The sequence below is a fragment of the Streptococcus sp. HMSC068F04 genome (genome assembly GCF_001837455.1).
Taxonomy (GTDB): Bacteria; Bacillota; Bacilli; order Lactobacillales; family Streptococcaceae; genus Streptococcus; species Streptococcus salivarius_D.
This window is the reverse complement of record NZ_KV832467.1, coordinates 39,972-65,602: the sequence shown is the minus strand read 5'-3', so window position 1 is coordinate 65,602 and position 25,631 is coordinate 39,972. Positions and strand designations below refer to the sequence as shown.

The window sequence follows — 25,631 nt, the reverse complement described above, 5'->3', positions numbered from 1 at the left end:
CTATAAATCCAGCAACCAAGCCTCATCTTTTACGTCAATTCCTAGGCTTTGTGCTTTTTCCAACTTACTTCCGGCATCACTACCAGCAACTACTAAATCTGTTTTCTTAGAGACAGAACCTGTCACCTTAGCACCCAGAGCTTCTAATTTTGCCTTTGCTTCACTACGTTTAAGATGCTCCAATTTTCCTGTCAAAACAACTGTCTTACCAGATAGGATGGCATCATCTGCTACCTTTTGCCCAAGGTAGGACAAATTAACTCCATAAGTCTCCAGTTCTTTCATAAGAACTTGAGCTTCTTCCTTGGCAAAATAGCGCTGGATGGATTTGGCGATAACCCCTCCTAAACCATCTACAGCAGCAATTGCCTCGACATCTGCACTTGCTAACTCTTTTATACTGCCAAAAGCTTCTAGCAACTGCTTACTAACTTTGGCACCGACATGACGAATGCCCAAGCCATAGAGCAATTTCTCTGCAGAATTTTCTTTTGAGGCTTGAATGGCTGCATAAAGTTTTTCAGCAGACTTTTCCTTGAAACCTTCCAATTGGAGGAAATCTTGACTGTTCAAACCATAGATATCAGCCACATCTTTAACCAATTCAGCTTTAAAAAGCTTTTCAACCACTGAAGGTCCCATACCTGCGATGTTCATGGCATCACGAGAGGCAAAATGGATGAGGCCTTCCTTAATCTGAGCAGGACAAGAAGGATTAATACAACGTAGGGCAACTTCATCTTCAAAATGTAAGAGGCCACTACCACAAGATGGACATTGCGTCGGTACTTCCATTGGTTCTTGCGTTGTACGCTTACTTTCCACTACACGAAGTACTGCAGGGATAATATCACCAGCTTTGTAGACAATAACGGTATCACCGATACGAATGTCTTTTTCAGCAATATAATCCACATTATGAAGGGTGGCTCGACTTACCGTTGTCCCCGCTAATTGCACCGGAGTCAAATTAGCAGTCGGTGTTACTACACCCGTACGACCTACCTGCCAGTCCACTGAGAGAAGCTCTGCTTCCTTTTCCTCAGCAGGGAATTTATAGGCAATGGCCCAACGTGGTGCCTTAACTGTAAAACCTAGCTCTTCTTGCATGGCTAAACTATTGACCTTGATAACAACGCCATCAATATCGTAAGCCAAGTCATCACGATCCTGACCGACAGCTTGAATAAAGTCCCAAATTTCATCCATCGATGATGTGACAATACGTCGTGGATTAACAGAGAAACCTAGTTCTGCCACTTCATTCAAGACATCATTTTGTGTGAGACGCTCCGTTGGACTCGCTTCCTGATAAAGGAAAGTCGCCAAACGACGCTCTGCAACCACCTTGGTATCCAACTGACGAAGGGTTCCGGCTGCTGCATTACGTGGATTGGCAAATTCGGCTTCACCATTCTCCTGACGCTGGATGTTGATGCGTTCAAACTCAGCCCGTGGCAGGTAACACTCCCCACGAACGGTAATATTAAGCGGTTGGTCCAACTTGAGAGGAATATCTGAGATACGCTTGACATTTTCAGTGATATTTTCACCGATAGAACCATCACCACGTGTCGCACCTACCTGAAGAACACCATCCACATAGGTCAGCGAGATAGAGAGACCATCAATTTTGAGTTCAGCCATATAATCAGCATTAGGAAATTCGGCCTTCACTCTCTGATCAAAGGCATCCAGTTCTTCTCGTGAAAAAGCATCCTGCAAACTATAAAGCGGATACTCATGTTGATATTTTTCAAAACCATCAAGAACCAGACCTCCCACACGATGCGTAGGACTATCTGCTTGAACATATTCAGGGTGCTCGGCTTCCAAAGCTACTAGCTCTCGATAGAGCTTATCATAGTCGGCGTCTGACACCGATGGATTATCTTCCGTATAATACTCTTTTGCATACTGGTTAAGTTTAGCAACCAGCTCTTTCATTCGTTTTTCCATAGGAACATTTTAACATAAAAGCAGAAAAAAACGCCTTTACAGACGTTAATTTAGGAAACAAAATCAATGACTTTAGCCAATTTCTTTATAAGAATTGCACCAACCAAGAGTGAAGCCAATTCTCCCATAGCAACCGTGAACCAAGTTGCCCAAAATGGTGCTTGAGTAACTAGGGTCAACTCAGCCGCAATCGTCACCATGAAGAATGAGAAGTAAAAGGCAAAGAAAACATGAGCCTTGTCAAAAAGGCCACCCAAAATGTCTTGGTTTTTAAAACGATCAAAGAAATAAACACCTGAACCGACAAAGACCAATGTTGATAGGCTTCCAACAACCACGTCAATCATGTTAAAGCTAAAGAAATTAGCAATCACACAGCCCAAAGTAACGGCAATGATATACTTGCGATTATAAAATCCTAAAAGATTGAACATTTCTGCAATTCGGAACTGGTAGGGACCATAGGAAATTAAGTTAAAAGGTGGCACGACAGTCAAGACCACATAAAGGGCCGCCACAATAGCAATATGTGTTAAATCACGAACAGTTTGTTTTTTCATTTTTCCTCCATAATCAATGTTTTTTATTAGCTACGAAAAATCAATAATCCCGTCAAAAGAGCCTGGATCTCACCAAGCTCTTTTTATCATCTAGGAATCATCCTCATGTTTTTTGTGTTTTTTGCTGTCACTACCATCTCCAGAAAAACTCTGAATAATAGTAATCACATCTCCTCTTCTACTTTTTAGTTCACCTTGTCTAAGCTCTTGATAGGTCGCATTAAAGACGGCACCCAAAATCAAAATCCTGGCCAAAAAGATGAACCAAAGCATGAAGACGAAAATCATAATGGATCCAAATAACTTGATGTCAACCAATCGACTCAAGGTACGAATCACATAGGTTCCAAACAAGTTACTTAAATAGCCAATCACTAAAGTCGTAAAGATAGTCCCTGGCATAACATAGCGTATTTTTCGAATCTTCACATTTGGAAGCACGAAATAAAGCACCATCATTCCCAGGAAGACAACTGCAATACTTAGAGGTTGGATACTATTTAAAATAAGCTGAGTCATCTTGGAACCAATAGGATAGGTCTGATTGATAACTCGAAGGACCGACTGAATAATCGTAGACAGCATTAGTGCAAAGGTGAGCAGGAATAAGATTACCAGACTCATGAAACCACCGATAATGTGACTAATAAAGACATCACGGTGTTCTGAAGCACCATATACCTTGTTAATCGCCTTTTGAAGTGAAGACAAGGACTTAATCATAGTCCAGAATCCCGTCAAAGAGGCAACTCCTAGCAACTGTCCAGAAGGTGTCGAGAAGATATCCTGAACAACGTTGGCTGCAGGTGCATAAAACTGCTTAGGAAGGTGCTCATTCATAAACTTCAAGAGATCTGTCGTATCAATATTCAGATAGGGAAAGACATTGGCCGCAATGACTATGAGCGGAAAAACCGTCAAAATGAGATAGTAAGCCACTGCGATAGTCGAAATGTCTATCTCTGCACTACGATAATGCCTAAGATAAACCTGCAAAGGGCGCCACTGGAGTTTATCCAGGAGACGGGCCATTAAGCCTTGTCGTTTCATATTAGTAAGTTCTTTCTTCGCCTTGAGAAGTCAAAATTACTGGACCATCCTTAGTAATAACAAATTGGTGCTCATATTGACATGAAAGTCCACCGTCAAGAGTTTTGTGAGCCCAACCCGTTTCAAGGTCAGTATCAATTTCCCAAGTACCAGTGTTAATCATTGGCTCGATAGTCAAAACCATTCCTTCTTTGAGACGGAGACCTCGTCCAGCTACCCCATAGTTTGGCACCATTGGCTCTTCGTGCATTGTTGGCCCAACTCCGTGTCCAACCAAATCACGAACAACACCGTAACCACGACTTTCAGCGTATTCTTGGATAGCTGCACCGATATCACCGATACGGTTACCGACTACCGCTTGTTCAATACCAAGATACATAGCCTCACGTGTTACTTCCATAAGTTTTTTAACTTCGTCAGATGGCGTTCCAATCGCATAAGCCCAACATGAGTCAGCCAAACCGCCAGAATATGATTCCGTGTATTTTTTAACCTGAGCAACATTATCAAAATCCAATTTTGACACATCGAGAACAGACTTATCAATAGGTTCTGACAAGACCATATCAACTTTCAAGAGGTCACCGTCTTTCAAAATATAGTGACGTGGAAAGGCATGTGCCACTTCGTCATTAAGGCCACAGCATGTCGCATAAGGGTAATCCATAATACTTCCCTCAACACCAATCTGAAGGGGAAGAACATTTTCTTCTTTACAACGACGACGCACATACTCTTCTACTTCCCACATGTCTACGCCTGGTTTCAAGAGATCACGTAGACCAATGTGAATACTAGCAAGAAAATCCCCTGCCCTATCCATTGCTTCAATTTCACGTGCTGATTTTAATGTAATCATTGTTTTCTCCGTTTTCTTTATATCTTTATTTTTTTAGTTACTAAGTTTTCTTAACCACAACGACTGATTTGCAGACGGTATGATTTCCGTGTGTAACCATAAGGTCCAGATGAGCTCTACGTCTGGTCTCAGCGATAATACTTGGTGTAATCGTCACCTTGTCATCAATCTGAGCCGCCTGAAGAAAGTAAAACATCATCTCTTCAATCACAAGACCATTTTGCTCCTGCTTTTCCATGATACGATAGACAACCTCTTTAACCATCTCTGCAAGAACACCCTGAGTGAGGTTCCCAGAATTGTCAATCATAGTGGGCTCTACCTCAAAGCTGAAAGCATGCTTGTCCTGGTTTAGGTTAGCTATCATTTGATCGCTAAAGGTATGCAAGTTGCCACGATTATTGTCCTGAAGTTCTTCCAAAACCTGACGACGGGTTATGACACCTAGATAGTGTTTTTCTTCGTCCACAACAGGAATGATATCAAAGTCTTCAAAAATCATCTTTTGGGCAACAGTTGCCAGACTAGTCTCAAGTCGTGTCACCGTCGGCTTGGTCATGATTGCCTTAAGCATGGTCGTCGGTTGCTGATTAGACACATCCCGCATGGTCACAATCCCAATCACTTTTTCAGACTCAGATAAGATTGGAAAACGTACCAAGTTGGTCCGTTTAACCAAATTCTGAAAATCCCTGACCGTCATTTCTGGAGTCATGTAGTTGTAGTCTTCTCGTCTGGTATAGACTTGAGCTACAGTCTTGATGTCTGTTTTGATGCGGACATTCGAAAGCGCCTGGTTAATCATAGTTGCCACGGTAAAAGTATCGTATGTTGTTACCATGACCGGAAATTGCTTCAAACGAGAAAGCTCTTTTACCCTATCGGAAACCTGAAAGCCCCCCGTCACTAGAATAGCATTATTGTGTTCCAGGGCAAGCAATTGAATATCCTCACGGTCCCCAACAATAAGAAGGTCTCCCTTGGTTAGATAACGGGTGATATTCTCAATAGTCATGGCTCCAATATAGAACTTACTGAAGACACGTTCCAGACCTTCATGACCAGAGATAACCTCAGACTCTGTAATCTCTGCAATCTCCGCAAAGGTCAGCCTGTCAAGGCGAACTTGGACTTTCTTTTCAATTCGAACCGTCCCACTCCGAGGACGTGTCTCAACCAACCCTCGATTTTCAGCTTCTTTAATTGCTCGATAGGCAGTTCCATCAGAAACCTGTAAGTGATTCGAAATACTACGCACACTAACACGCTTACCGATAGGCAAGGCCTCAAGATAATCTAGAATTTCTTGATGTTTACTCACAGTTCTCCTCCTTCTCAAAGCGGAGATAATCACGCATGGTACGAGTGTATCGGTCTGCTCCCTTAAAGCGAGACACAAGTTTAAAGCCAGATTTTTCCGCTACACGAATCGATGCCTTATTTTCCAAATGTGCAATAAGGATAATACGATCCATTCCCATAGCTGTCAAAGCCAAATCTGACAGACAGGTAACCGCCTCAGTCATTAGACCTCTACCCCAGTAAGAGGCATTCAGAAAATAGCCAAGCTCTGCAGTCCGTTTCTGGACATCAATCTTCTCAAAACGAACGACGCCAATCATCTTATCTAACTCTTTATCTACAATGGCCCATACACCTAGAGGCTCCTTCATGAAATAATGGACCAAAAGGCAATCCGTTTCATGCTGTGTTTGAGTGGCAGGAAAGAAAAATTGTAGATTCTGAGGATTTGATACAATTTCGTGTAAATCAAAACGATCCAAAAAGATGAGTGGTCTAAAAGAAAGGCGCTCCGACTCAAAAAAGGCAAAAGCACCCAGACTAGTCCAAATATCCATGATAGTATTATAACACAGTTTTAGAAATGGAAAAAGGCTCAACCACTAGGGGTTGAACCTTAGACTTAATCTTCAATCAAACGAATATCTGCACCAAGGTCAGAAAGTTTCTCAATGATATTTGAATACCCGCGAAGGATAAACTCAATATTGGTAATTTCAGTTTGACCTTCTGCCATAAGACCTGCCGTAACAAGCGCCGCACCCGCACGTAAATCACTAGCTTTTACTGGTACACCTGAGAGTTGCGTTGGACCGTTATAAACAATCTGTCCACCGAGTACTTGAATATCAGCTCCCATACGAGCCAATTCAGGAACGTGGTTCACACGTTTTTCATAAATTGTATCTATGATTTTTCCTCGACCACTTGCTTTCAATAACAACGGTGTCATCGGTTGTTGTAAATCTGTTGCAAAACCTGGATAAGGCGACGTCTTAATGTCAACAGGTTTTAGATCACCTTGCTCTTCCACAAAGATGGCATCTTCTTCAACTGTCATACGAACACCCATTGCTTCAAGTTTAGCAATAAAACTTTCAAGGTGTTCATAAAGAACATTTTTAACCTTAACTCCCTTACCGATAGCCGCGGCCATAGCAATGTAAGAACCCGCTTCAATACGGTCTGGAATAACTTGGTGACGAGTGCCATGTAAGCTCTCTACACCGTCAATCGTGATAACCTCTGTACCAGCGCCACGTACACGTGCGCCCATATTGTTAAGAAGAGTTGCTACATCAATAATCTCAGGTTCACGCGCCGCATTTTCAATAACCGTACGACCCTCAGCCTTAGCTGCTGCCAACATGGTATTGATAGTCGCTCCAACACTGACCGTATCCATGTAAATATGAGCACCCTTAATGCATTGACCAGCATCAGTCGCAATACGCATAGACTCCGCTTCATAGGAAATGCTAGCACCCATCGCTTCAAACGCCTTAAGGTGAAGGTCAATAGGACGTGGTCCCAAATCACAGCCACCTGGCAAACCTACTGTTGCCTGTCCGTAACGTCCAAGCAAGCTACCGTAGAAATAGTAAGAAGCACGAAGGCTGTTAATCTTACCAAATGGCATTGGCATATCCTTAACGCCTCGTGGATCAATTTCAAGTGTTTCGCCATCACGCTTAACAGAACCACCCATTACCTCTATAATTTCAATGAGGTTATCGACGTCGCTGATTGCTGGTACCCCGTCAAGAGTAACCACTCCATCAGATAAAATAATAGCTGGAATCAATGCAACAACTGAATTTTTAGCCCCTGATACTGTAACTTCTCCCTGAAGTTTCTTACCACCATTGATGATAATTTTACGCATACTGTTCAATCTTTCTTATACTGGAATATTAGCCTTTACATTCTACCATAGATTGAGGTGCATGACAAATTAAGAACTCTAACAATTATCGGACAGTTTCACTTGACCATTTAAACCAACCCTTAAAACGTATGGCTCCGTCTTTATCTGTTCGTAAAACCTTAATGTGACGTTGCTTAAAACGTTCTAATGTTTCATCATTTGGATGTTTATAACGATTGTTCTCACCAGCTGAAACAAGTGCAAGGGAGGGGTGCAACTGATCCAAAAAAGCTTCAGACGATGAGCCTTTTGAACCGTGGTGTCCAGCTTTGAGGACGCTTGCCCTTAAAGTTGGATAGCTGGCCATCAGCTCCTCCTCTCCTTCTTTTTCCAAATCACCAGTAAACAAAAAACTGCTTCCTAATAGTTTTCCGTAAAGAACTATCGAATCGTTGTTACCACCATCACCAATTTTATTGGGATAAAGAACCTGTAGCTTACTTCCCATCATGGGTAATTTGTCGCCAGCCTTTAGAGTGTGAACTGGTCGTTTTAAGGTCCGAAGTCTTTTAACAAAACTAGGTTTAGTCAAAGCCCCCTGACTGACACAGATTTCCTTAATCTTAAACCTCTTGGCCACTTCTTCCAAATCACCAATATGGTCTGTGTCCGTATGCGTCAGGACCAGGTGATCAATTTGAGACACTCCTCTAGCCTGTAGATAGGGAATCAAGGTTTTCTCTGCATTGCTCGTCTGGCTCCCCTCCTGCCATTTTTCCTTTGAACCGAAAGTCACCTTGCCACCCACATCAATTAGGATGGTATCGCCTTTCATACTCCTCAGAAAAATACTATCTCCCTGACCAACGTCAACCATAGTCACCTCATTGGTTAAAGGATGTTTGACCCAGACCATCAAAAGACCAAAAATCATCAAAAGGCAAATCCTAAACTGAGGCTTTTTCCAAAAATCAAAGAGCATAACCAATACAGCTATCATCAAGCTAAACTGTAACAAACTAGGTTTCCCTAAAATTAATGGCTGGCCTATCCAAGATTGTATCCAAGTCAAAAAGGTCTCCATCCATTCAAAAAGTGGGTTGATTTGAGAAAAGATTACCAGTCCTGAAAGGGCAAAGAAGACCGTCAAGACAGGCAAGAGAAAGTTATCAAAGACTATGGAAAATATCGCCGTCAGAATTAAACTCACCGGTTGAAAGGTCCCATAATAGTAAGTTAGAAAAGGCAAAATCCCAAGACTCAATACCAAGCTCATACAGATTGACTTTTTAAGAGATGACATCTCCTCAAAATCAAACAAACACAACAAAAAAGCATAGGAACAACTTAAAACACCTCCCACTGTTAAAAGAAAATGAGGTAAAAAGAGAAACAATAGAAGTAAGGTTATTCCCATATTATCCAGTTTTTTAATACCAAACTCCGCCAACAAACTTTGAATCAGGGAACGTAGGACTGAAGCTGTCCAACCTGTCATTAAGCCATAGCATAAGGAAAAAGGTAGCAAGATAATAAATAGATAATCTTTAGGAAGGCCCAAGCGTAGGAGTCCATAGCGAAACCATCCCAGAAAAAAGCCCACTTGCATCCCCGAAAGTGCGAATAGATGAATAATACCTAGGCTTGTGTAAAGCTGACTCTGCTCATCGAACTCCTTATCCAAATACCCAAAGAGTAGGCCTGTCATATAGTGTCTCATAGGACTAGGAAAGTGCGTCTGGATATGAACCAAAGCCCTCCTCCTCAGTTGATGGAAAAAAGCTAGGGGAGATAGAGATTTTTGAGGTACTACTTGGTCCAAGCGCTCAATCTGAGCGATTAGATAAATACCTTGACTGGCTAGATAAGACTGATAATTAAACCCTTGAAAATTACGTTGACCAGTTGCTTGGGTTAACGTAATTTTCCCTTTTAATACTAGCGTTTGACTAGTAGTCTTGAAAAAATGCTGCTCCTTCTCAGATTTGAGTCGGTAAAAGACCTGATAGGTTTGTCCCTTGGCCTTACCGATAGCGGATAATTGCTCACCATTAACCGATAGCGTATCAGCAACCAGAGTCACCTGATTGATTTCAACAGGGGCTTGTTTATCTTGTATGCTAGCTCTATGATGCAAGAATAAAAAGTAGACCAAAAAGAAACTACCTACAAGTCCCACCAACTTTAGGGCTGTCTTATTCTTCCAATGATGCTTCAAAAAACAGACCATCAGAAAGACAAAAGTCCCAATAGCATAAACATTAGTAACAAAAATCGTAAAATAAAGGGCAGCTATTAAAAGAGACAAGGAAAAAAGACTGATTGGCGCTTTTTTAAGCCACATAGATGGACTCTCTGATTTTATCTAACGTTTTATCACCAATTCCTGAAACATTTTTCAGGTCATCTACGGACTGAAAGCCACCATGACTTTCGCGATAGGCGATGATATCCTCTGCTCGCTTAGCTCCAATTCCAGAAATGGTTTGCAATTCCTCTGCAGTCGCTGTATTTAAGTTAATTTTCCCATCCTTAGCATTAGTTTGCCCTCCTTTGTCAGACACCTGACTAGTTCCTGATTGACCAAGGACAGAAAGGTTTTCATCCTTAGTTGCCACATAGATAACCTCTTCATCTGACAAGCTTGCGGCTAAATTAACACTCTTAGCATCCGCATCCTCGGTCATTCCCCCAGCGGCTTTGATGGCGTCAGTCACTCTAGTGCCCGCTTTTAGCGTATAAACCCCTGGCTTGACTACGGCTCCTTTAACATCCACTGTTACTTTTGACTTATCCTTTTCACTTTCTTCAGTCTTTGACTGAGAAGACACTTCAGTAAGTGATTTTGACCCTTCTTTGGATGAGGAGGTTGACAATGTTGTCACATCTGTATAAGACGTCTCCGCCTCCATGCTGTTGCCGGCACCACAAGTCATCCATAGAAAGAAGCAAAAAATCACCATTAGTACAGCGATGACACTCACAAACAGACGATTATCTTTGATATAGGCTAGAATCTTTTCCTTCACGCTATTCTCCTTAATTGATATATTTTCTTTCTTATTCGTAAAAAATTTTAAAAATACATCAAAAAGTAAAAAACTCCATCAGATCTATGTCTGATAGAGTTTTTAGCTTATTTCTGAGTTTCTTTGGCACGGTGTTTTTCAGGATTCCAAACAAAGCTAGCTACATATGAGAAAGCCATGGTCAAAAGTACCGCAATGATAGCCACAATACCGAGGGGTACTCGGTAAATATAAGTCAAAGGATTGGGTTTCTTGCCTGTTTGATAGCTCAAAGCTTCCTCATCAAGGCGATCAAATTCAGACTGGATACGACGAGCAACCTCTTGGATATTTTCGTCATTCAAACGCTTCAAATCTGAAATATCAATGGGATTACCATAGTTCATATCCACACGTTCACCTGTCAAGAGCCCCTTGAGTTCACGAGGTCCTTGATAGACAACCGGCATAATTTTAACCTTAGCCATCTTAGCGATAACTGCAACCCCACCCTTAACATCAGATGAATGGCGGCTACCACTTGGGAACATAATCAAACTACGGTTACTCTTCTTAAGCATGTTAACAGGGTACTTGATAGCTTCTTGACCAGGATTTTCACGGTCAATTGGGAAGGCTCCGCACATACGGATCCACCAACCAAAGATACGACTCTTGAAGAGTTCTTTCTTAGCCATGAAAATAAACTGCTTAGGACGAGCTGAAAAAGCCATATAAACAGGGTCCCACCAAGTTCGGTGCGGAGCAACCAAGATATAGTTTTCGTCCTTGTTCAATAATTTATCGCGATTGTGGTAATGGGCATTCCCATTGATAATCCATAGAAGGAAGACAACAAGCCCACGTAAATAAGCGTAAAACACGTTTTTACCTCTTTTTCTACAAGTTTTTTACTATTATACCAAAAAAAGGAGCGCTTTTTTCATCGAATTTCTATGTAAACTATTGAAAATGGTGTGGCACTTTCTAATAGTTTGAGCTATAATGTAACTATGAAAAAAAGTATTGAGATTATAGGGAAAAATCGAAAGGCACTTAATCTTTGCCTTATTATTGCAAACTTGGCTGTTCTGGCTATCCTAGGCTTTGTCCTATTCCAACGCCATAACACGAAATCTGAACAAGTAGCCAAGGCTGAAAAGACTGAACAAGTCGCTAATAGCACAAGCTCATCTTCAGAAAAAGCTAAAGAAGATGATGAAACACAACTCAAGAAAGGTAGTAACCACAGCATTGCAGCTTCTGACTATGCTTACGATGTTACTGCTGTGAATAACACTATTCGAGGCCAGTCTCAGGATATCGACGACAAGGTAGTCTTTTTAACATTTGACGATGGGATTGATCCAACACTGACCCCACAAGTCATGAGTATTTTGAAAGAATACGGTGTTCACGCCACATTCTTCCACATTGGTTACACCATTACACAAGAAAATGCGGACATCCTCAAACGCCAAATTACAGAAGGACATGCGATTGCCAACCATAGCCTCAGCCATAACTTTAATCTCCTTTATCCAGGACGTGTTCCTAATCAAAGTCAGATTGTTTCTGAGGTTAACCAAACCATGGCTAATTTCCAAGCCATCCTAGGTAAAGACTTCAAGACAAGAATCTTCCGTTATCCTGGTGGTCATATGTCATGGCAAGGTTTAGAAAGTACTGACCAAGCTCTCGCCAAGGAAGGTGTCCAGTGGATTGACTGGAACATGCTTTGTGGTGATGCAGAACCAGCCTCTGTTCGCCCAACGACATCTGAAACCATGATGGCCTACTTGGATGGTTCACAAAAATATTTCCCTGAGAGTCATGTTAAGGTTGTGCTTATGCACGACACTGCTGGTAAGGAGCTCACAGTTCAGACCCTTCCACAAATTATCGAATACTTCAAAGATCAAGGTTACACCTTTGGTGTCCTAGAGTAATCACTCACAACAGTTCCTTTGGGAGCTGTTTTTTGTTACAATAAAAGCTATGACAAACCCAATTTTAAAAGATGGAGAACGCATTGACCAACTCTTCTCCACAGATGTAAAAATCATTCAAAATAAGGAGGTCTTCAGCTATTCTATCGACAGTGTCCTCCTCTCGCGATTCCCAAAAATTCCAAAGAAGGGGTTAATCGTCGACCTCTGTTCGGGAAATGGTGCCGTTGGCCTCTTTGCTAGTACACGAACTGAAGCACCAATTACCTTGGTTGAGCTACAAGAACGCTTGGCTGACATGGCTAAACGTTCCGTCACTCTTAACCAACTAGAGGACCAGGTGACCGTTGTTAATGACGACCTGAAAAATTTGCTTGACCATGCTCCACGATCTCAGGTGGACCTTATTCTCTGTAACCCACCCTACTTTAAGGCGACAGAAACGTCCAAGAAGAATCTGTCCGAGCACTACCTCTTGGCCCGTCACGAAATCACAACCAATCTAGAGGAAATTTGCCAGGTCGCTCGTCATGCCCTCAAATCCAATGGACGCATTGCCATGGTACATCGCCCAGATCGTTTTTTGGATATCATCGACACCATGCGCCAGTATAATCTAGCACCTAAACGCATCCAGTTTATCTATCCTAAGATGGGACGTGAGGCAAATATGCTCCTGATTGAAGCCATTAAAGACGGCTCGACAGATGGCTTGAAAATCCTTCCACCACTCTTTGTGCATAAGGAAAATGGCGATTATACTGACGAAATTTATGAGATTTACTTTGGAAAAAAGACTGAGGGTGAGTCCTAAACGATGACAGAAAAGGATAGCAAGGCCTACATGTATGTGGTTGAGTGTGCTGATGGCACCCTCTATACAGGCTACACCACAGATGTCGAACGCCGCCTCAAAACCCATAACTCAGGCAAGGGCGCTAAGTATACCAGAGCTCGCCTACCAGTTAAACTCCTCTACTCAGAAGCCTTCGCTAGCAAGCCTGAAGCCATGAGCGCCGAAGCACTCTTTAAGAAAAAAAGCCGAGAGAAAAAACTAGCCTATATCAAAGAACACACGGAAAAATAACCGTGTGTTTTTTTGAATTTACTTGAGACTACTACTTCTACTTTCTAATAATAACTATTTTACACTTAAAATGTTTGCGCTTTCATAAAAAAATACTATAATTAGGAACTTTGAAAAAGTTCGCTGACGTCCGCACTCACCTAAGGGAAGTCTCAAAAAATAGGTATATAAAAAAACGCTCTATTTTCATAGAGCGTTTTCATTGTTTATTTATCACCCTTGTTACGGATAACAAAGCCGTTTTTCTTCTCGCTTGAGGTACGGTGTGGGCGTTTGTTGCCATGGTTTTCGAAGTCACGGCTATTCTTCTTAGACTTGCGTTTGAAGTCACGACGGCCACCGTCTCGGTCATCGCGGTTACGGTCGCCACGGTATCCACCACGACGGTTGTTATCGCGACCACGGTTGCTACGGCCACCTTTGCCGCCTTTACCACCAAAGCCACCACCTGATGGTTTGAATGGCAATGGTTTTTCACGAGCAATTTCCACTTCTGGCATTGTCTCTGGGTCTTGAACGGTCAAGCTCAAGATGTAAAGTGCCAATTCTTCAGGAGTGAATTCTTGAGCCAATTTAACCGCATCACCTTTGAACTTGTCAAAGTTAGAACGGATAGCTTCATCCGCAAAGTCACGTTCGATTTTCTTAAGGGCAACTTTCTTCTTAGCTTGGAAGGCTTCTTGAGCTGTTGGTGGCTTAAGACCTTTCATGCGTTTCTTAGTCAAGTTTTCGATAATTCCCAAGTAACCCATTTCATTTGGTGCTACGAAAGTAATAGATTGACCTGATTGGCCTGCACGTCCTGTACGTCCAATACGGTGAACGTAGCTTTCTGGATCTTGTGGAATATCGTAGTTGTAGACGTGAGTGACACCTGAAATGTCAAGACCACGCGCTGCAACGTCTGTCGCAACCAAAATATCGATTTGGTCGTTCTTGAAGTCACGGATAACACGAAGACGCTTATTTTGGTCAAGGTCACCGTGGATACCTTCTGCACGGAAACCACGAAGTTTCAAACCACGTGTCAACTCATCCACACGACGTTTGGTACGTCCAAAGACAATTGACAATTCTGGTTGGTCAACGTCCATAAGGCGGGTCATGGTATCAAACTTCTCTTGTTCCTTCACTCGGATAAAGTATTGGTCAACGTTAACATTTGTTAATTCTTTAGCCTTGATTTTCACATGCTCAGGATCTTTCATGAACTGCACACCAATACGTTTGATGGCATCAGGCATAGTTGCTGAGAAAAGAAGGGTTTGACGTTCTTCTGGTACTCGGCTAATGATAGCTTCAATATCTTCAAGGAAGCCCATGTTAAGCATTTCATCAGCTTCATCCAAAATTAAAGTCTCGATATTATTGAGTTTCAGAGCCTTACGTTTGATAAGGTCAAGGAGACGACCTGGTGTCCCTACAACAATGTGGGCACCTGAACGGAGGGCCTTAATTTGTTTCTCAATACTAGAGCCACCGTAGACTGAGCGAACCTTAACGCCCTTATCACGGCCAAAACGGAAAAGCTCTTCTTGAGATTGCACTGCCAACTCACGTGTTGGGGCAATCACAAGGGCTTGGATTGTATTTTCTTCTGTACGAATTTTATCTAGGGTAGGCAAACCAAAGGCAGCTGTTTTACCAGTACCAGTTTGGGCCTGACCGATAACATCCTTACCTTCAAGAGCCAGTGGAATCGTCAACTCTTGGATAGGTGATGGCTTTTCAAAACCGGCAGCTACAACAGCTGATTGGATGTCTTCTGATAGGTTTAAATCTGTAAATTTCAAAGTATTCTTCTTTCTATTTGAAGGCGGTGCGAAGCCACCTTATGAGACTTGGTTGTGTAGTAGTTTAACTACCTGTATTTAATAGTCGTTTATTTTAACAACTCATCTAGTCTATCATATTTAGAAATAAAAAGACAGAAAATAACGTTTTAAAACCGCCTTCAATTTGAGAAGACGGTTTCACTCACTAATTATTATTTATGGACCAACCAACGCAGGTAGCGGGCCAAGACCAAACAAAGAATCACACTACCGATAATGATGAAAATCCAGGCTAGACTGACAGTCATAAACGGTAGAGGAACATTCATCCCAAAGAAACCGGTAATAACGGCAAGCACTCCCAAGAGTACCTCAATAATGGTCAGATTGCTCAAGTTGTTGTTCAGGTTGTTGTTTAGGATATTGTTATAAGAACCTGATAATTGCTGTAAGACCTTAGAAATGAGGTCCGTCATGGCTACTAACTGTCTAGCTTCAATCATGGCATCATCAAACTGTTCTTTTTCGACCTCATTGAGACGACGATAAATGGCGTGCCCCTTGATGTGTTCCAATAGAAGACGGTTTTGTGTGGCTGCAGCCACCAAATAGACCATGCCTGTTTCCAAATCTGAAAGGTCGTAAAGATTCTTACTTGTCGTTGTCTGTCTTAGGCGTCGACTAACCTCATCCTTTTGCTGATCCAAACGTTCAATGACGGGATAGTAGGCATTTGAAATCATCTCAAGTCCTGCAAAGAGCAATTTGTAGATAGACAAATCCTCATGGTTATCCACATAATCTTGCATCTTGCTTATCACATAAGCGTTATCCTCGTTACTAATGGTCACCAAACGTGTATCTTGAACAATAAAGGTCAGAGGAATGGTTTCATAGTGTTCCTTGTCCTTTTCAAGCGCCAGAACATTATAGATAAAGGTGATTGTCCCAGTCTCACGGTTGTAATCCATGTGGGCTCGTTCATTTTTATCCAAGGCATACTCTATGGTTTCCTGATCAATATCATACTTGGTATAAAGATAGGATTGCTCAGAAATAATATCTGAGTCAATATTAATCCAGTGACGCTTATAACCCAGTTCTTTTTCAATAAACATTTTTCTTCCTCATTACTCAAGCACTGCTGCTGCCAAAGCTTGTTGGATTTCAAATACATTATTATCACTCTTAAATTGAAGGACCTCTGCAGGCTCCAGTGCTGATGAAATCCAAATCTTAAGTTCAGCATCTAGGTCAAAGTGGCCCGAGCTCTCTACAGTGAAACGAGAGATTGAGTGATAAGGGATAGACTTGTAAGAAGTCTTCTTCCCTGTAACACCTTGTTTATCGACTAAAATCAAGCGTTTCTCTGTAAAGACAATCAGGTCACGAACAAGGACATAGGCTAACTCCACTTGTTCACCTGGAATTAAGATACCCTCCAATTGACGCTCAACCTTATCATTATCTTTCTTAGACGCATTGCCAAGCAGTCCTGAAAAAAGTCCCATAGTTATTTCTCCTTTTTATTGTATTTTAAAGATAATCCTTGCTTTAACTATACCACAATTTTAGGATTTCAGACACTTGCAGAAATGGGTTTCTAGTAGTACAATTAAGGAGTCACAAGAGGAGCAATTGCTGAGAATGGCTAGCTTGAATTTTTTCTTCAAGACTTGCCTAAACTCTTACCACCTGATCAGGTTAGGACCTGCGTAGGGATGTGTCTCAAAATAGATTGAAATAGAAGAACTTCTATGACAACGTTTTGATGTGGCAAAAATAGCCAATCAAGACGATTGGTATAGGAGGTTTTTTTATGTCGAAAACAAGTATTCGACCAATGATTGAGGTTGCACTCTTTGCAACCATTGCTTATATCCTGGACCTAGTTACTCAGCCCATGTCACTAGGCCCTTGGATTTCCCTTTCCTTTAAGATGGTGCCCATCTTTCTCCTCAGTTTTCGCTGGGGCTTAAAAGCTGGTGCTATGGGCGGTCTTATCTGGGGGCTTCTCCAAGTAGTCACAGGACAAGCAGCCGGTGGTTGGCTGACCTTGACACAAGGTTTTCTGGAGTACTTTGTCGCCTTTAGTCTGATTGGTATCAGTGGTGTGGTCAAACCAGCCCTTGATAAAGCCATTAAACAAGGCCATAAAGTTAAGTCTCTGATGTATATCACTTGGGGGATTCTGCTTGGTAGCTTTGCTCGTTACCTCATTCACTTTATAGCCGGTGTCATCTTTTGGGGAAGCTATGCCCCTAAAGGACAAAGCCCTTATCTCTATTCACTCATTGTCAATAGCTCATCTTTCCTAGGAGAAACATTGGCCAGCCTTATTGTTTTCTTCGCCCTGCAACGATTCCTAGGCAGATTACTCAATACAGAAAAATAAAAGAAACCATAGGACAGTCTTAATTGGAAGTCCTATGGTTTTTCTTGTTTTCATAACATATTACGACACGAAGTCAGACGGCTAGCTAGCCACAAGATAGGGGCTAGCGTCAAAAGATGAACGATTTACATAAACTATACATAGTATTACGACATGAGAAAACGGAAACGTTATTTTCCCGTTTTCGAATTAGTAAGGGACTTAGTCACGGTCCCATAGAACACTTCATAAATAACATCATTAAGATATTACGACACGAAGTCAGACGAATCGATATTATTCGGCTGACGTAGTTAGTGAGACGGTTAGCTAGCCACAAGATAGGGGCTAGCGGCAAAAGATGAACGATTTACTTAAACTATACATAGTATTACGACATGAGAAAACGGAAACGATAATTTTCCGTTTTCGAGTTAGTAAGGGACTTAGCCACGGTCCCACAGGACGTGGCGTAGATTGCTTAGGCTATGAGACAGCCAAGCAATCTTAGTACATTACATCTTCTCTTCCAATGTTACATCTGGATATTTATCCGCAAACCAACGAAGGGCAAAGTCATTTTCAAAGAGGAAGACTGGTTGGTCAAAGCGGTCTTTGGCCAAGATGTTTCGACTTGATGACATGCGTTCATCAAGGTCCTCAGGTTGGATCCAACGCACAGTCTTTTTACCCATTGGTGTCATAACGACTTCAGCATTGTATTCATTTTCCATACGGTGTTTGAAAACTTCAAACTGAAGTTGACCAACGGCACCAAGCATGTATTCACCTGTTTGGTAGTTGGTGTAAAGCTGGATGGCTCCTTCTTGCACCAATTGTTCAATTCCTTTGTGGAAGGACTTCTGTTTCATAACGTTTTTAGCAGAAACTTTCATGAACAACTCTGGCGTAAAGGTTGGTAGTGGCTCAAATTCAAATTTGTTTTTACCTACAGTAAGGGTATCACCAACCTGATAAGTTCCTGTATCGTAAACCCCGATAATGTCTCCTGCCACGGCATTTTCAACATTTTCACGAGACTCGGCCATAAACTGAGTAACGTTAGAGAGCTTCGCTCCCTTACCTGTACGGGTTAGGTTAACACTCATACCACGCTCGAATTCACCAGACACGATACGAACAAAGGCAATACGGTCACGGTGACGTGGGTCCATGTTGGCTTGGATTTTGAAAACAAAACCAGAGAAATCCTTGTTAAGAGGATCAATCTCGTCGCCATCAACTGTCTTGTGGCCATGTGGTTCTGGCGCAAATTTGAGGAAGGTATCAAGGAAGGTTTGAACCCCAAAGTTAGTAAGGGCAGAACCGAAGAAGACCGGTGTCAATTCACCAGCTAAAATAGCTTCCTCAGAGAATTCATTACCCGCTTCTGTCAAGAGTTCAATATCTTCTTTAGCTTGCTCATAGAATGGGTTGTTGGCAAAAAGAGTATCACCATCTTCAATCTTGGCAAAGCGCTCGTCACCTTTATAGAGCTCCAAGCGTTCGTTATAGAGGTCATAAAGTCCTTCGAAGGCTTTACCCATACCGATAGGCCAGTTCATTGGGTAGCTGGCAATACCAAGCACTTCTTCCAACTCTTCCAAGAGGTCAAGTGGCTCACGTCCATCACGGTCCAATTTGTTCATGAAGGTGAAGACAGGAATACCACGGTGTTTGACAACTTCGAAAAGTTTTTTGGTTTGGGCCTCGATACCTTTGGCTGAGTCAACGACCATGACGGCAGCATCAACCGCCATAAGGGTACGGTAAGTATCTTCTGAGAAGTCCTCATGCCCTGGGGTATCAAGGATATTGACACGTTTGCCGGCATAGTCAAACTGCATCACAGATGAGGTTACTGAGATACCACGTTGTTTCTCAATATCCATCCAGTCTGATTTGGCAAAATTTCCGGTTTTCTTACCTTTTACGGTACCAGCTTCACGGATTTCACCCCCAAAGTAAAGCAATTGTTCAGTGATTGTTGTTTTACCAGCATCGGGGTGAGAGATGATGGCAAAAGTACGGCGTTTTTTGATTTCGTCTTGAATGCTCATAGTTTTCTTTCTTCTTTAAAAATTATCTTTTTGTTACTTTTCCTTAGTGGTATGGATGTCAGCAGCTTCTTTGTAAATCTCAAAAATCTCATGTCCCAGAGCTACCAATAGCAATAGGGTTTTTACCAGAACGAAAAGCAAGATCGTTGTAGCTCTTCTTTCAGAAAATTTCTGTCTTTTGAAAGCTACATTTGTTGTCAAGGCTTGCGATAATTCTCGCAGGCACAGCACTTTTATTATATCCAAATTACAGTGTGAAAGCAATTCTGAAAGCGTTTTGTGTTAGAATAAAACAAATAAAATGATTGGGAGATTGTTATGGAATTTGTTGGAGTACTTGTTTTTGTAACCCTTGTGGGAATGATTTTTAATGCCTACTTTCTGATTTTACCTTCACTTGTTTTTCCTTCACTTGGGATGAAAAAACATCAGATTCGGATAGGTACTGCTATTATAGCTATAATCATCAGTTGCTTATTTCCCTTATCCCTTTTTCTGATCCCAAGTATTATTTACACATTAAATATTTTTGCCTTATGTAAAAGTTTTTCAAAAGGCAAAGGACATAAAGCGGTTTGGATTGCACTTGAAATATTTTGCTTATTGTTATCTCCAATTCTAGCAGTCTACCTCTTTGGTTTTATGTTTGCCTTAGACGATTACTATTACTACCTATCTCTAATCATCCCACCATTTTGGGTTATGTGGATTTGGTCATGTCTTAATCTGAACAAGAAAATCAAAATAAACAAAATTATACTACACAGCACGATGGCAATCCTGCTCGTTCTTCCAACATTGACTATTTATGGCTATCGACATAACCCAACTGTATACGGTCGTAAGGTCTCTATCAACAGAGACGGCTTTAAACACATTTACTGGAACGAGCAGATTTTAGAACACGCCAAACATGTTGAACAGGTGATTGCCCTTGATATTATAGAAAACTATGAAAATGTTGAGAGCATTAAATTTACTGACGTTTATCAAAATAAATACTATTTTGAATCTCCAGATTCGTCTAACCGTTTTGAAGTTAAAGTACTTATCAATGGTAAATACGAAGCAACCTATGATATCAATTTATCTGCAAAAGACCCTATCGATCCAGAAGACAAATATGATAAAGGGGTTGAACTATATAGAATGTCATCTCATGGCGCTAAATTCATCTCAGAGAAGAATAATCTAAAGAAAGACAAAATTTTTACTCTTAAAGATTTAAATAATCCAAAATATCAAAAACTGCTTAAAAATACTGATATCACCTACTACCAGAAAAATGATATTTATAAACTAAAGAAAAACAACTGAGTCTGGTTTAGAAAAGATAAAAGCACGCTATCAACTTTCGGATAGCGTGTTTCTTCATTTATTTAATATTTGTCTTCAAAATGCTCCAGACCTTTTTTCAGGATTATCATGAGAATAATCAGAGCTCCTGAAACAGCAAGGTATTTGACAAATAAGGGAGTTCCCATAATAAATGGTGTGTGTTTAAGCATGCCATAGTTTCCACCGATGGTCTGATTAACTATTACCAAAGCTAGATTTAGTAATAAGGTAGCTACCACAATCAGCCGCTTGCTGATGGGATGAGTTTTATAACTATTAAAAATGACATTGAGGCTATTGACCAGTAGGGCATAGTGGCCAATTAGGAAAGAAAAGCCTGTAATATGTGGAAACTCATAGGGATCAAATACTGGATAAATCAATGCACAGTAGGTCCCGATGACTCCCATAATAGCGAAATAGCTCTTTATTCTACTATTTTTCAGGAGGAGAACAGCAAACATGGCCATGCGGCAATGGTAAAGGGGCAGACTAATGTAAAGTGGAAAGCCCTGCCAGAGGTACCAGGTATAAAGGGCAAAGAGTTGAATGGCTTGGATAGTGAGAAAGGTCCAACGCCATATCTTATTCTTATACCAACGCCAACTCAAGTAACTCAGAAGTACCATCGCCAAAAGCATAAGCAAATAATAGGGTAAAGGTATCTGGGGTGGATGAGTTTGGGTGGTTGTCAAAAAATCCTTCATTCTCTTCTCCTGCTGAAATTACTATGCCTGCTATTATATCAAATTTCAGGGTAAAGCAAAAACCTGCTTTAGAGAGCAGGTTAGAGAACTTAATCCTTGGCTTGGAGTTCTTCCACGACCTTGGCTAGGTTCATAGAGTTAGAGCCCTTGAGCAAGATTTGATCGTGCTCGCCTAGGCTTTCTTTGATTTGCTTAACCATAGCATCAAATTGGTCTTCGTCAGCTGTTTTCTTGAAATAATAGACATGACCAAGAGGGAACATTTGGCTAGCAAGTTGTGACAATTCTGCAATGTCTTCACCGTAGAAAATCACCGTATCAATAGCATCTGGTGTCAGACTTAGTATCATCTGTGTGTGAAGTTGCACGGACTGTTCACCGAGTTCTTTCATATCAGCTAAGACAGCGATTTTCTTTCCTTCTTCATTCTTAGGAATGGCTGAGAAGGTCTCCAAAATGAGCTTCATGGCTGTTGGATTGGCATTGTAGACATCTGAAAGGATATCGGCACCGTTAGCTGCTTTTTTCCATTCAGTACGGTTCTTTGTAAGCTGCAAGTTAGCAAGAGCTGAGAGGATATTTTCCTCAGTTACACCCAAATGTTTTGCAACATAGGCAGCAACCATGGCATTTGTGGCATTGTATTTTCCAGTGACTGGCAAGGTAACTTGTCCGTCTAGGAAGTTTGTTGAGAAGGTGAGGTGGTCTTTGAACTCTGTCAACTCAGAGACCGTAAGCTCCGCACCATCCCCAAAGCGTACCACGTCAAGATTGCTTGGCAAGAATGGATCGACGATAGGATCACTAGGTACAAGCAAGAGGCTACCATCAGGCATACCGTCTTGCATTTGCATTTTACCTTGAGCAATCTTGTCACGGCTACCAAAGAATTCCAAATGAGCCTCTCCGATTAAGGTAACAACAGCTGTTTTTGGCTTCGCCAAGGTTGACAAGAGGTGAATGTCTCCCATGTGGTCTTGCCCCATCTCAAGGACGATTTTCTCCGTATCGTCAGGCATGTGTAGGGCAGTATAAGGAAGACCAATCTCATTGTTGTAATTACCTTGGGTCTTGTAAGTACGATAGGTTGTGGCCAAGATATCATGAATCATGTCCTTGGTCGTTGTCTTACCGTTAGAACCAGTCACCGCAATAACGTCAACACCAGTCTTTTCAAGATAGTAGGCAGCCAGTTTTTGGAAGGCTTCAAGAGCATCATCAACTAGGATATGAGCTTGATCAGCCGATAATTCTTTTTCTGTGAATGTCGCTAGAGCACCATTGTCAAAGGCTGTTTGGATAAAATCATGTCCATCACGCGCACCTTTGAGCGGCAAAAAGAGGTCGCCCGCTGTAATCTTGCGGCTATCAAACTCAATTTGGTTAATGGCAACATCTTCATAGGCTGTGACATCATTTTTAGCGCCAACAACCTTGGCAATTTCATGGAGTGTCAGTTTCATCTTAAAATCCTCTGTTTTATTTTTACAAGTCTGGCAAGAAATAAGATTTTCTTGCCCGCAATCACTCCCAATTATATCACAAATCAGGCTAGCTTTTGCTTGGGAGATGAATTTGTTACAATGGTTGATGAAAGGATTGGGCATGACAAAGAAAAAATTAATCACTCTCTCTAAAGGAGAGGAAAATATAAATAGCGACTGCCAAAGTATTGAGGAACCTAAAGGATGGCGCTTTGATTGGAGAAAGATAATCCCACTAGAGCCAACAGCTGAATTGATTATCTTAGTGCTGCTTGCACTGCTGTATGGTGGTTTTTATTATTACAAGCACTATACGGTCAATGAAAGCAATATCTACGGACTTTGGCAATCCGAAAACCACACGCTAGCCATTTCTTATGAACACATCCGAAGACATGGTGATACGAATTGGCAAGTCGTCCAGGATGCCAAAACGATAATCAATGTTGCAGATACTCGTACTATCAAAAAAATGAATGACGAAACACTCCATATTGAGGTCTATGCTCCAGATAATATCCTCTCAAAACTTCCTCAAAAAGGCGGTTACAATTACTTGGAAATGTATGTACGAAAAGGGAATCTCCTAACTTATGATGGCGAGTCCTACAAGCGTATCAATTCTGGAAACAAGACTATTACTTGGAAAGATGGTTCTACCAGCCCTTATGGTGAACGGAAAACCAACCTATCTACAATTGTTCAAACTATCTATCGTGGAATTCTGGGACTGGGCTTCTTCCTTGTTATTTTAGAGGCTCGGCAAAAGAGGAGAGAAAAACTCAATGAGACACCAAACAAACAAAAAATACGCTGACCGAAAGAAACTCAATCGAAAGTATCAGTCACAAAAAGCATATCGAAAAGAACAAAAACGTAAAACGGGATGGCGAGCACGCTGGGATAAATTTACAGACCGTTTAGCCAACATTGTTGGGATATGTTTCCTACTCATGATACCGATTTTCATCGTCTATATGATTTTCTTTGACGATGGGGTTTCTAAAGATGGTATCTACGGTCTGTGGCAATCTGAAAATCATCAGCTTGCCATATCATATGAAGATGGTTCAAAGGGAAGTAAGCGTGATTGGGATATTGTTCAAGATGGAAAAGTCCTCATTAAAAATGAACGCGTTGATGATATTAAACGCTTAGAGGATGGGACCCTCTACATTGAAGTTTATGCCAAGGAAAGTCTGTTTTCAGACCTTCCCACAAAGAACGGCTACAACTATTTAAATATGTATGTCCGTAAAGACAATTACTTGACCTATGATGGCGAATCCTACAAACGAATGGATGATGAGGACAAAAGCATTACCTGGAAGGATGGTTCTACCAGCCCCTATGGTCAACGAATAACCTTGTTTGATCGTCTGAAACCTTATATCGTATTTGGAATTATTGGTTCTATGATTTTGTATGTCATTTTTGTCGATTGGAGAATAAAAAGAAATCTAAAAAGGAAAAATAGGCTAAATGAGGCATCTACTAAAGAGAAAATACGCTGACCGACAGAAAATTAATATAAGTGACCATTCACAAAATGAATATCGAAGAACACAAAAGTACAAAACTGGATGGCGAGCACGTTGGGGTAAATTCAAAGACCGTTTAGTCAAGATTTTGAGTATTTGTTTTCTAATCATGGTACCTATAGTCAACATCTATATTAGATTCTTTTATGATGGTATCAGTGAAAATAGTATCTACGGGCTATGGCAGTCTGAAAACCACAAGCTTGCTATTTCCTATAACGAAGGAGGAAGAAGTCGTAAGTACGATTGGGAGATTGTACAAGATGGAAAGCTCCTTATCAAAAATGCTCGAACTCAGAAAATTAAAGGTCTTAAAGATGGAACCATCTACATTGAAGTTTACGCCAAGGAAAGTCTGTTCTCAGACCTTCCCACAAAGAACGGCTCTAACTATTTGAATATGTATGTACGGAAGGATCATTATTTGACTTATAATGGGGAGTCCTACAAAAGGATTGATGATAGGGACAAAACCATTACTTGGAAAGATGGCTCTACCTCGGTCTATGGTGAACGCAAAACTTTTTTTGATTATATTGACGCTTTTCTTTCTTGGGGAATCGTGGGAGCTGCTTTCTTGCCAATTATTGTCATTGGGTGGAGAAACATAAAAAACAAAAAGGTAAGAAAAAAATCAGCCTAAAACAAACAAACCACCCCTGCTTCTAGCTGAGCTAGATAGCCACGGGGTGGTTTGTTTTATTCTTA

The 25,631-nt window shown here is 41.2% G+C and carries 24 protein-coding genes and 1 riboswitch; of the genes, 8 read left to right on the top strand and 16 right to left on the bottom strand.

Annotated elements, in window-relative coordinates; translation table 11 throughout:
• The 10 genes from ligA to HMPREF2571_RS02920 form a co-directional block, all read right to left on the bottom strand.
• The gene (gene ligA, locus HMPREF2571_RS02965; protein WP_041817265.1) at nucleotides 1-1,959 is read right to left on the bottom strand and encodes an NAD-dependent DNA ligase LigA; all 1,959 of its coding nucleotides are present in this window, start codon (nucleotides 1,957-1,959) and stop codon (nucleotides 1-3) included.
• Nucleotides 1,960-2,009: 50 nt separating this feature from the next.
• Nucleotides 2,010-2,519 (bottom strand): QueT transporter family protein, encoded by a 510-nt coding sequence (locus HMPREF2571_RS02960; protein WP_002891556.1) that lies wholly within the window; start codon nucleotides 2,517-2,519, stop codon nucleotides 2,010-2,012.
• 90 nt (nucleotides 2,520-2,609) lie between these two features.
• Nucleotides 2,610-3,569: a YihY/virulence factor BrkB family protein gene (locus HMPREF2571_RS02955; RefSeq protein WP_013991030.1), complete on the bottom strand. Its 960-nt coding sequence runs from the start codon at nucleotides 3,567-3,569 to the stop codon at nucleotides 2,610-2,612.
• Between the two features lies 1 nt (nucleotide 3,570).
• A complete protein-coding gene (locus HMPREF2571_RS02950) occupies nucleotides 3,571-4,431 on the bottom strand; it encodes a methionyl aminopeptidase (protein ID WP_004183173.1) in 861 nt (286 codons plus the stop codon).
• Nucleotides 4,432-4,471: 40 nt separating this feature from the next.
• A complete protein-coding gene (gene spxR, locus HMPREF2571_RS02945; protein ID WP_002884454.1) occupies nucleotides 4,472-5,752 on the bottom strand; it encodes a CBS-HotDog domain-containing transcription factor SpxR in 1,281 nt (426 codons plus the stop codon).
• Nucleotides 5,745-6,290 carry a GNAT family N-acetyltransferase gene (locus HMPREF2571_RS02940; RefSeq protein WP_013991031.1) on the bottom strand — a complete coding sequence of 182 codons (546 nt, stop codon included), beginning with the start codon at nucleotides 6,288-6,290 and terminating at the stop codon, nucleotides 5,745-5,747. Before HMPREF2571_RS02940 ends, spxR begins: the two co-directional genes overlap by 8 nt.
• 65 nt (nucleotides 6,291-6,355) lie before the next feature.
• Nucleotides 6,356-7,618, bottom strand: a complete 1,263-nt coding sequence (locus HMPREF2571_RS02935) for a UDP-N-acetylglucosamine 1-carboxyvinyltransferase (RefSeq protein ID WP_013991032.1) — start codon at nucleotides 7,616-7,618, stop codon at nucleotides 6,356-6,358.
• Between the two features lie 85 nt (nucleotides 7,619-7,703).
• Entirely contained in the window at nucleotides 7,704-9,944 is a 2,241-nt protein-coding gene (locus HMPREF2571_RS02930) for a DNA internalization-related competence protein ComEC/Rec2 (protein WP_070847179.1), read from the bottom strand.
• Nucleotides 9,934-10,629, bottom strand: coding sequence for a helix-hairpin-helix domain-containing protein (locus HMPREF2571_RS02925; RefSeq protein WP_070847177.1), 696 nt, complete (start codon nucleotides 10,627-10,629; stop codon nucleotides 9,934-9,936). Before HMPREF2571_RS02925 ends, HMPREF2571_RS02930 begins: the two co-directional genes overlap by 11 nt.
• Nucleotides 10,630-10,736: 107 nt before the next feature.
• On the bottom strand, nucleotides 10,737-11,492 hold the full coding sequence (locus HMPREF2571_RS02920) for a lysophospholipid acyltransferase family protein (protein ID WP_002948862.1): 756 nt from the start codon (nucleotides 11,490-11,492) through the stop codon (nucleotides 10,737-10,739).
• A gap of 129 nt (nucleotides 11,493-11,621) precedes the next feature.
• Here HMPREF2571_RS02920 and HMPREF2571_RS02915 point away from each other — a divergent pair, with 129 nt between their 5' ends.
• Genes HMPREF2571_RS02915 through HMPREF2571_RS02905 form a run of 3 tightly spaced genes read left to right on the top strand, consistent with a single transcriptional unit; the run spans nucleotide 11,622 to nucleotide 13,644 of the window.
• A complete protein-coding gene (locus tag HMPREF2571_RS02915) occupies nucleotides 11,622-12,557 on the top strand; it encodes a polysaccharide deacetylase family protein (protein ID WP_049545587.1) in 936 nt (311 codons plus the stop codon).
• A 49-nt stretch (nucleotides 12,558-12,606) separates the two neighbouring features.
• Nucleotides 12,607-13,371 carry a tRNA1(Val) (adenine(37)-N6)-methyltransferase gene (locus HMPREF2571_RS02910; RefSeq protein ID WP_049545588.1) on the top strand — a complete coding sequence of 255 codons (765 nt, stop codon included), beginning with the start codon at nucleotides 12,607-12,609 and terminating at the stop codon, nucleotides 13,369-13,371.
• Nucleotides 13,372-13,374: 3 nt separating this feature from the next.
• A complete protein-coding gene (locus HMPREF2571_RS02905) occupies nucleotides 13,375-13,644 on the top strand; it encodes a GIY-YIG nuclease family protein (protein WP_008535312.1) in 270 nt (89 codons plus the stop codon).
• A gap of 206 nt (nucleotides 13,645-13,850) precedes the next feature.
• Here the strand turns inward: HMPREF2571_RS02905 and HMPREF2571_RS02900 are convergent, their stop codons facing one another.
• The 3 genes from HMPREF2571_RS02900 to HMPREF2571_RS02890 form a co-directional block, all read right to left on the bottom strand.
• Nucleotides 13,851-15,437: a degradosome RNA helicase CshA gene (locus HMPREF2571_RS02900; protein ID WP_049545589.1), complete on the bottom strand. Its 1,587-nt coding sequence runs from the start codon at nucleotides 15,435-15,437 to the stop codon at nucleotides 13,851-13,853.
• 194 nt (nucleotides 15,438-15,631) lie between these two features.
• Nucleotides 15,632-16,537, bottom strand: a complete 906-nt coding sequence (locus tag HMPREF2571_RS02895; RefSeq protein WP_070847175.1) for a magnesium transporter CorA family protein — start codon at nucleotides 16,535-16,537, stop codon at nucleotides 15,632-15,634.
• Nucleotides 16,538-16,549: 12 nt separating this feature from the next.
• Nucleotides 16,550-16,930 carry a PH domain-containing protein gene (locus HMPREF2571_RS02890; protein ID WP_021152428.1) on the bottom strand — a complete coding sequence of 127 codons (381 nt, stop codon included), beginning with the start codon at nucleotides 16,928-16,930 and terminating at the stop codon, nucleotides 16,550-16,552.
• A 107-nt stretch (nucleotides 16,931-17,037) separates the two neighbouring features.
• A riboswitch (TPP riboswitch) is annotated at nucleotides 17,038-17,158 on the top strand.
• An 80-nt stretch (nucleotides 17,159-17,238) separates the two neighbouring features.
• Between HMPREF2571_RS02890 and thiT the strand changes: the two genes are divergently transcribed.
• On the top strand, nucleotides 17,239-17,814 hold the full coding sequence (gene thiT, locus HMPREF2571_RS02885; protein WP_049545591.1) for an energy-coupled thiamine transporter ThiT: 576 nt from the start codon (nucleotides 17,239-17,241) through the stop codon (nucleotides 17,812-17,814).
• 494 nt (nucleotides 17,815-18,308) lie between these two features.
• Here thiT and HMPREF2571_RS02880 read toward each other — a convergent pair whose 3' ends face one another.
• Nucleotides 18,309-19,853: a peptide chain release factor 3 gene (locus HMPREF2571_RS02880; RefSeq protein WP_002884210.1), complete on the bottom strand. Its 1,545-nt coding sequence runs from the start codon at nucleotides 19,851-19,853 to the stop codon at nucleotides 18,309-18,311.
• Between the two features lie 318 nt (nucleotides 19,854-20,171).
• Between HMPREF2571_RS02880 and HMPREF2571_RS02875 the strand changes: the two genes are divergently transcribed.
• Entirely contained in the window at nucleotides 20,172-21,170 is a 999-nt protein-coding gene (locus tag HMPREF2571_RS02875; RefSeq protein ID WP_070847172.1) for a hypothetical protein, read from the top strand.
• A 62-nt stretch (nucleotides 21,171-21,232) separates the two neighbouring features.
• Here HMPREF2571_RS02875 and HMPREF2571_RS02870 read toward each other — a convergent pair whose 3' ends face one another.
• Both HMPREF2571_RS02870 and murF read right to left on the bottom strand, forming a co-directional pair.
• A complete protein-coding gene (locus tag HMPREF2571_RS02870; protein ID WP_070847169.1) occupies nucleotides 21,233-21,898 on the bottom strand; it encodes a YwaF family protein in 666 nt (221 codons plus the stop codon).
• 89 nt (nucleotides 21,899-21,987) lie between these two features.
• Entirely contained in the window at nucleotides 21,988-23,361 is a 1,374-nt protein-coding gene (gene murF / locus HMPREF2571_RS02865; protein ID WP_070847167.1) for a UDP-N-acetylmuramoyl-tripeptide--D-alanyl-D-alanine ligase, read from the bottom strand.
• Nucleotides 23,362-23,503: 142 nt separating this feature from the next.
• Here murF and HMPREF2571_RS02860 point away from each other — a divergent pair, with 142 nt between their 5' ends.
• From HMPREF2571_RS02860 to HMPREF2571_RS02850, 3 genes are read left to right on the top strand one after another with little or no spacing between them, the layout of a single operon-like run.
• The gene (locus HMPREF2571_RS02860) at nucleotides 23,504-24,199 is read left to right on the top strand and encodes a hypothetical protein (RefSeq protein ID WP_083320420.1); all 696 of its coding nucleotides are present in this window, start codon (nucleotides 23,504-23,506) and stop codon (nucleotides 24,197-24,199) included.
• Nucleotides 24,168-24,896: a hypothetical protein gene (locus tag HMPREF2571_RS02855; RefSeq protein WP_070847164.1), complete on the top strand. Its 729-nt coding sequence runs from the start codon at nucleotides 24,168-24,170 to the stop codon at nucleotides 24,894-24,896. The genes HMPREF2571_RS02860 and HMPREF2571_RS02855 overlap by 32 nt, the downstream gene beginning before the upstream one ends.
• A complete protein-coding gene (locus HMPREF2571_RS02850) occupies nucleotides 24,865-25,566 on the top strand; it encodes a hypothetical protein (protein WP_070847162.1) in 702 nt (233 codons plus the stop codon). The genes HMPREF2571_RS02855 and HMPREF2571_RS02850 overlap by 32 nt, the downstream gene beginning before the upstream one ends.
• Nucleotides 25,567-25,631 lie beyond the last annotated feature (65 nt).

Coding starts and splice junctions, on each gene's coding strand:
- HMPREF2571_RS02850 (WP_070847162.1), top strand. CDS start 24,865: ATGAGGCATCTACTAAAGAGAAAATACGCTGACCGACAGAAAATTAAT.
- HMPREF2571_RS02890 (WP_021152428.1), bottom strand. CDS start 16,930: ATGGGACTTTTTTCAGGACTGCTTGGCAATGCGTCTAAGAAAGATAAT.
- HMPREF2571_RS02875 (WP_070847172.1), top strand. CDS start 20,172: ATGGAATTTGTTGGAGTACTTGTTTTTGTAACCCTTGTGGGAATGATT.
- HMPREF2571_RS02880 (WP_002884210.1), bottom strand. CDS start 19,853: ATGAGCATTCAAGACGAAATCAAAAAACGCCGTACTTTTGCCATCATC.
- thiT (WP_049545591.1), top strand. CDS start 17,239: ATGTCGAAAACAAGTATTCGACCAATGATTGAGGTTGCACTCTTTGCA.
- HMPREF2571_RS02935 (WP_013991032.1), bottom strand. CDS start 7,618: ATGCGTAAAATTATCATCAATGGTGGTAAGAAACTTCAGGGAGAAGTT.
- HMPREF2571_RS02910 (WP_049545588.1), top strand. CDS start 12,607: ATGACAAACCCAATTTTAAAAGATGGAGAACGCATTGACCAACTCTTC.
- HMPREF2571_RS02895 (WP_070847175.1), bottom strand. CDS start 16,537: ATGTTTATTGAAAAAGAACTGGGTTATAAGCGTCACTGGATTAATATT.
- murF (WP_070847167.1), bottom strand. CDS start 23,361: ATGAAACTGACACTCCATGAAATTGCCAAGGTTGTTGGCGCTAAAAAT.
- HMPREF2571_RS02860 (WP_083320420.1), top strand. CDS start 23,504: ATGACAAAGAAAAAATTAATCACTCTCTCTAAAGGAGAGGAAAATATA.
- HMPREF2571_RS02950 (WP_004183173.1), bottom strand. CDS start 4,431: ATGATTACATTAAAATCAGCACGTGAAATTGAAGCAATGGATAGGGCA.
- HMPREF2571_RS02915 (WP_049545587.1), top strand. CDS start 11,622: ATGAAAAAAAGTATTGAGATTATAGGGAAAAATCGAAAGGCACTTAAT.
- HMPREF2571_RS02940 (WP_013991031.1), bottom strand. CDS start 6,290: ATGGATATTTGGACTAGTCTGGGTGCTTTTGCCTTTTTTGAGTCGGAG.
- HMPREF2571_RS02905 (WP_008535312.1), top strand. CDS start 13,375: ATGACAGAAAAGGATAGCAAGGCCTACATGTATGTGGTTGAGTGTGCT.
- HMPREF2571_RS02855 (WP_070847164.1), top strand. CDS start 24,168: ATGAGACACCAAACAAACAAAAAATACGCTGACCGAAAGAAACTCAAT.
- ligA (WP_041817265.1), bottom strand. CDS start 1,959: ATGGAAAAACGAATGAAAGAGCTGGTTGCTAAACTTAACCAGTATGCA.
- HMPREF2571_RS02930 (WP_070847179.1), bottom strand. CDS start 9,944: ATGTGGCTTAAAAAAGCGCCAATCAGTCTTTTTTCCTTGTCTCTTTTA.
- HMPREF2571_RS02870 (WP_070847169.1), bottom strand. CDS start 21,898: ATGAAGGATTTTTTGACAACCACCCAAACTCATCCACCCCAGATACCT.
- HMPREF2571_RS02955 (WP_013991030.1), bottom strand. CDS start 3,569: ATGAAACGACAAGGCTTAATGGCCCGTCTCCTGGATAAACTCCAGTGG.
- HMPREF2571_RS02960 (WP_002891556.1), bottom strand. CDS start 2,519: ATGAAAAAACAAACTGTTCGTGATTTAACACATATTGCTATTGTGGCG.